This window comes from Neptunicoccus sediminis, assembly GCF_001719615.1.
In the GTDB taxonomy this organism is placed as follows: Bacteria; Pseudomonadota; Alphaproteobacteria; order Rhodobacterales; family Rhodobacteraceae; genus Amylibacter; species Amylibacter sediminis.
Genome location: NZ_MDVX01000033.1, coordinates 1 through 4,938 on the forward strand (window position 1 = coordinate 1; position 4,938 = coordinate 4,938).

The following is a 4,938-nucleotide window of genomic DNA, read 5'->3' on the forward strand; positions in this document are numbered from 1 at the left end:
GAGATCAGCTGTCCTTATGCTGTCAGAGAAACCTGCGGGTTGTGCGGAGGTAGCCTCGGTATGGGTCCCCGTAGCGATCAATCAACCAGCGCTCTTCAGCGAAGGGCGCGAGTGCCAATGCAGTAACGCCGGTGATAATCACCGGCCACGCGAGGATCGAGGCGGAGAGCAGTCCGATCCCGATGAGGATCGCCATGTCAGCCACATACTGAGGATTGCGGGAGAAGCGGTAAAGGCCACGGGTCCGCAGAACGCCTTCATCACCACTCGTCACCGCTATTCCAAGTTGCATCACACCGGACCAGACAACGGCATTGCCCAGAACGATCAGACAAAGCCCTAGACCCCAACGTATGATCCATGGGAAGTCGAGCTCACCCCATTCTAGCAGACCCAAAACGATGGCAGATCCGAAGCCGACGCACGTAAGTCCCCAGACGACAATCTTGTGGGCTCCTGTAGAGTGAATCGGCGGCCAGACACGTCGCTCCGGTTGGAACATGGACCAGAGTATACCCGCGACCAGCAACAGATTGGCCGCACAACCCAGGACGAGAAACACGGTTTTGAGGTCACCCATGACCATACCTGTCTGCGTCCTGATGTTTGGTTGCTGAGCGTTCAAACTCCAACGTTGAATGGTCGATCCCGAATTCCTCGTCGAGGCGGGTCTTGATTGCCGTCTTGATGTTTTCGAGGTCATCCCAGCGGTCCTCGGCGATTACGACGTGGGTATCGAGCGCCGCACGATGCTCCTGCATCTGCCAAAAATGCGCGTGGTGGACTTCCTCGACACCGTCCACGTCCTCCACGGCTGCGATGACCTTGTCCGTGTCGATATCGGGTGGGCTCCCCAGCATCAGGGTGCGGATCGGGCCGCCTATCTCGCTGAAGGCGAGCCAGAGGATGTAGGCAGCAATCCCGATGGTGATCGCAGGATCAACCCAGCGGATATCGTAGAGCAGGATGAGAACGCCACCGACGATCACGGCCACAGACGCCAGCGCATCGCTGAGGTTGTGGAGGAACAGCGCCCGGATGTTCACGCTGCCTTTCTGCATCGAATAGGTCAGCCACGCGGTGAGGGTATCGATGAACAGCGCCACACTGCCCAGGATGACCACGGTCCAACCCGCGACTTCGGGCGGATCAACAAACCGCATCGCGCCCTCATAGACCAGATAAAGGCCGATGATGATCAGCGAGGTATAATTGATAAGCGCGGCGACGATCTCGACCCTGCCATATCCGAAGGTCATTTTCGCATCGGCAGGGCGGCGCGCGATCTTGCGCGCGCCGAATGCGATGACGAGCGACGCCATGTCGGAGAAGTTATGGATGGCATCCGCGATCAGCGCCAAGCTGCCGGAAAGTATCCCTCCGACAATCTGCGCGACCGTCAGGAGGCCGTTTGCCCAGATGGCAATGGCAACCCGCCGGTCGCCTTCTTTAGGCTCCATATGGGCATAATCATGCGGCACGAGAAGCCTCCTCATGGCCGTGGTTTGGCCGGCTGAGCCCTGGAACGCTTGGCAAACGACCAGCGCGGATCGCCCTGACGCGGGCATTCATCCAATGGCGAATGAGGTGCCGATAGATCCAGTCGCGCAGCGGGCCTAACGCCTGACGATGGTGCTCATAAAACATGTCAGGATTATCGAGTGTTCCAAAATCGCGGGCGATGCCGGTCTTCTGGATATATGTACTCTCCCCCGTCCATCCGACTGGCGGTGCGCTCAAGCAGTCGGTCCCGGCACCGTAGCCGCATAGGGACTGAGTCCCGGGAAACGACCGTTGCAAGGCCAACAGGAAGGATGTGTCGAGGATGAAGCCCTCAAGATCGACCCATCCTGCCTCGGTCTCGACCTCGATCCATGAGTGGAGGATTTCTGCGGGTGCGATCGGATAGATCAGTTCAGGCACGACGCCCCGTTGCAAAGCTTTGTGGATTGTGAACCCGTGCAAGCGACATCTTACGCCGACAGCGCGTAGAAGCGCCATCAGCAGGGTTCCCTTCGTGTTGCATTGTCCATACCCGTCTTCGAGTACTTCGGAGGCAGGAATGTCGTCGGCGCGGTTATAGCCAAAGTCGATTTCGTTTCGCACGAAGTCGTAGATTGCACCAATTCGATCATGCAGCGGCAAGGTTCCCCACCCCCGGTCGGCGATCAGAGTGGCAAGTGAAGGATGCTTGAAATCCAAGAGTGGCGTGGACGAAATCAGCGGGTCAACAGGGGTCATGAGCGTTTCCTAGAATCAACTATGCAGAGATGATAGTTTCTACAGTCACTGTAGCTTCAACCTTTATCTTGTCGCGACGCGAGAGACTATTCTGGTTGGTGATTGTGAACTGCCTTGTGATGCTCGTCATGCGCGTCCCGCAGGATGCCTATGCCGCCCCACGCCGCGATGCCAGCCACCGCGACCCCGACAACGAGGTCGGGCCAGTTGCTGCCCAACCACCAAACGAGACCGCCCGCAATCAGGATGCCGCCGTTCGATGCGAAATCGTTGAGGCTGAAGGTGTTGGCGGCCCGGATGTTCACGTCCGGTTCCTTCAGTCGCCCGAGCAGCCAGATGCAGGCGAGATTGACGACGGCGGCGATCAGCGACATCGCAATCATCAACGCTCCGAGCGGTTCGGAACCGCCGACATAGCGCCGCCAAGCGTCAATCAGAATGCCAACCGCAAAGATCAGAAGCAATCCGCCGGATACGTTCGCGGCACCCCGCTTCCACTTCGACGACCGGGACAAGGCCAGAAGGCTGATGCCATAGACGAGACTGTCGGATGTGTTGTCGAGACCATTGGCGATCAGGGCGCTGGAATCGCCGATGGCTCCCGTGGCGAAGAACCCCGCAGCGATTGCGAGATTGAGACCGAGAACAATCCAGAGCGTCTGGCGCTCTTTTTCATTCTTCCCGCTGAATTTGCTTTCGACCATCGAACTGGCAAACCTTCCGATTTCTAAGAGAGGGGGCAGAAACGCCCTCTTCTGATGCAGCTGTCAAAAAGATATATAGAACCTCTAGCGACTGTAGATCCAGAATAGCTTATTTACGTCCCTCTGGGCACCGAAAGAATAATCGCGGCACCGATCAAACAGATGGACGTCCCTATGAAGTCCCACCTGTCAGGTCGCTGGCCCTCGACGAACCACATCCAGAGTATGGAGGCCCCGATGTAGATGCCGCCATAGGCTGCGAAAGCGCGGCCCGCTGCGCTGGTTTCGACCTGCGCCAGCAACCAGCCGAAAAGCGCGAGCGCGATTATGCCGGGTGCGAGCCAGAGCGGTGATGCCCCAAGACGCCACCACGCCCAGATGGCGAAACACCCGCTGATCTCCGCGACAGCAGCCAGCGGATAGGCAATTGCGGCGTTCAAGCCCCAATCTCGTCGTGCTCGGTGAGACATTCCGCATGGTCTCGAAGGACCTCCAGAACCTTGCACTCCGCAACGCTGTCACCGTCGCACTCGGCGACCATGCGTTTCAATTCCTTCTTAAGCGCTTGCAGACGCTTGATCCGCTGTTCGACTTGGTGGAGTTGCCGACGCGCGATCGAATCCGCCTCCGCGCAGGATTGGGACGGGTTGTCCGAGAGGTCCAGCAGCTCCCGGATGGAGTCGAGCGAAAATCCGAGCTGGCGTGAGTGCCGGATGAAAGCCAGCCGGTCGAGGTCCTTTTCAAAGTACCGGCGCTGGCCGCCTGCGGTCCTTCCGGCCTCGTTCATCAAACCGATTTCTTCGTAGTAGCGGATCGTCTGAACCTTGGTTCCGGTTCTCCGCGAGAGTGTTCCAATTGCCAGCATGTGCGATCCTTCAATCTACAAACACTGTAGCTTACTGAAGAGCCAACTCCATTGAAAAGACAAAGGTTTCACTTTGGTGTGACTTCGGACAACAAAAAGTAACTTTTCGCTTGAACCTCTATCTGCTGTAGCTTGTATCCCGCGCACAGACAAACTGAACAGGTGGGTAGCGCAAGCAATGAAGAAGGTCCGGATAGTTCTCTGGTCGGCAGTGGTTGTCGCTGCGGCGGTGTCAGCCACGCTTTGGATGACTGAACGCAATCAGGGACCGGTCGCCGCGCGTGTTGATCCTGAGGCCGAGAGTTTCACTGCGGATTTTGAGCTGACGGACCATACCGGTATGGTGCAGACCGACGAGGATTTCCGAGGGCGCTGGATGCTCGTCTTTTTCGGATTTGCGAACTGCCCCGACGTGTGTCCCATGGGGCTCGCAACCATCGCGCAGGTCATGGACGAGCTCGGCACCCAAGGTTCCGCCGTCCAGCCCCTGTTCATCACGGTCGACCCTGAAAGGGATACGCCAAGCGCACTGGCCAACTACGTTCCCCAGTTTGGTCAGGGAATCCTTGGGTTGAGCGGACCGCCGGACCAAATCGAACGCACTGCCGAGACCTTCAAGATCTACTACCAGAAGATCAAGGAAGCCTCGGCGCCCGACGGCTATACGATGGGGCATACGTCGTCCTTCCTTCTCTTCGATCCGGAAGGCGAATTTGTCCGCATCTACGAATACGACGAGGAACCCGGACTGATCGTTACTGATCTTCGCGAAAGGATCGGCGCGTGACAGCTGGCCCAGACGCAACGCCACGCGCCGCGAGCCCGGTAGCTTTCCTCTTCGCGGCATGGTTCGTCGCCTTGTCCGCGTCGCTTGCCGTGCTCTTCATCGGAGAGGTTCTGGGGCAGACCCCCTGCAATCTGTGCTGGTTCCAGCGTGCCTTCATGTTTCCGCTCGCGGTCATCCTCGGGGTGGCGGCGTGGCGCGCCGACCTCTCGATCTGGCGCTATGCCGCGCCGCTCGCGGTTCTGGGTGGTGCCGTCGCCCTTTACCATTCCCTGCTTTACGCAGGGATCGTGCCGGCGCCGATCGTCCCCTGCACGGCGTCCGGGCCATCCTGCACCGATGAC

At 58.6% G+C, this 4,938-nt stretch carries 8 protein-coding genes; 2 read left to right on the plus strand and 6 right to left on the minus strand.

What is annotated here, in order from left to right:
* Positions 1-22: 22 nt before the first annotated feature.
* The 6 genes from BFV97_RS17160 to BFV97_RS17185 form a co-directional block, all read right to left on the minus strand.
* Positions 23-580: a methyltransferase family protein gene (locus tag BFV97_RS17160; RefSeq protein WP_069301622.1), complete on the minus strand. Its 558-nt coding sequence runs from the start codon at positions 578-580 to the stop codon at positions 23-25.
* Positions 573-1,481 carry a cation diffusion facilitator family transporter gene (locus tag BFV97_RS17165; RefSeq protein ID WP_069301616.1) on the minus strand — a complete coding sequence of 303 codons (909 nt, stop codon included), beginning with the start codon at positions 1,479-1,481 and terminating at the stop codon, positions 573-575. The genes BFV97_RS17160 and BFV97_RS17165 overlap by 8 nt, the downstream gene beginning before the upstream one ends.
* Positions 1,471-2,241, minus strand: coding sequence for a transglutaminase-like domain-containing protein (locus tag BFV97_RS17170; protein ID WP_069301617.1), 771 nt, complete (start codon positions 2,239-2,241; stop codon positions 1,471-1,473). The genes BFV97_RS17165 and BFV97_RS17170 overlap by 11 nt, the downstream gene beginning before the upstream one ends.
* Positions 2,242-2,327: 86 nt before the next feature.
* Complete coding sequence (locus BFV97_RS17175; RefSeq protein WP_069301618.1) at positions 2,328-2,945, minus strand: cation efflux transmembrane domain-containing protein; 618 nt, start codon at positions 2,943-2,945, stop codon at positions 2,328-2,330.
* A 113-nt stretch (positions 2,946-3,058) separates the two neighbouring features.
* Positions 3,059-3,415 carry a YnfA family protein gene (locus tag BFV97_RS17180; RefSeq protein ID WP_069301619.1) on the minus strand — a complete coding sequence of 119 codons (357 nt, stop codon included), beginning with the start codon at positions 3,413-3,415 and terminating at the stop codon, positions 3,059-3,061.
* Entirely contained in the window at positions 3,382-3,810 is a 429-nt protein-coding gene (locus tag BFV97_RS17185; protein WP_024099356.1) for a MerR family transcriptional regulator, read from the minus strand. The genes BFV97_RS17180 and BFV97_RS17185 overlap by 34 nt, the downstream gene beginning before the upstream one ends.
* Before the next feature lie 247 nt (positions 3,811-4,057).
* Between BFV97_RS17185 and BFV97_RS17190 the strand changes: the two genes are divergently transcribed.
* Complete coding sequence (locus BFV97_RS17190; protein ID WP_245667798.1) at positions 4,058-4,597, plus strand: SCO family protein; 540 nt, start codon at positions 4,058-4,060, stop codon at positions 4,595-4,597.
* On the plus strand, positions 4,594-4,938 hold a 345-nt coding region (locus BFV97_RS17195; protein ID WP_069301621.1), incomplete at its 3' end, for a disulfide bond formation protein B. The genes BFV97_RS17190 and BFV97_RS17195, both read left to right, overlap by 4 nt.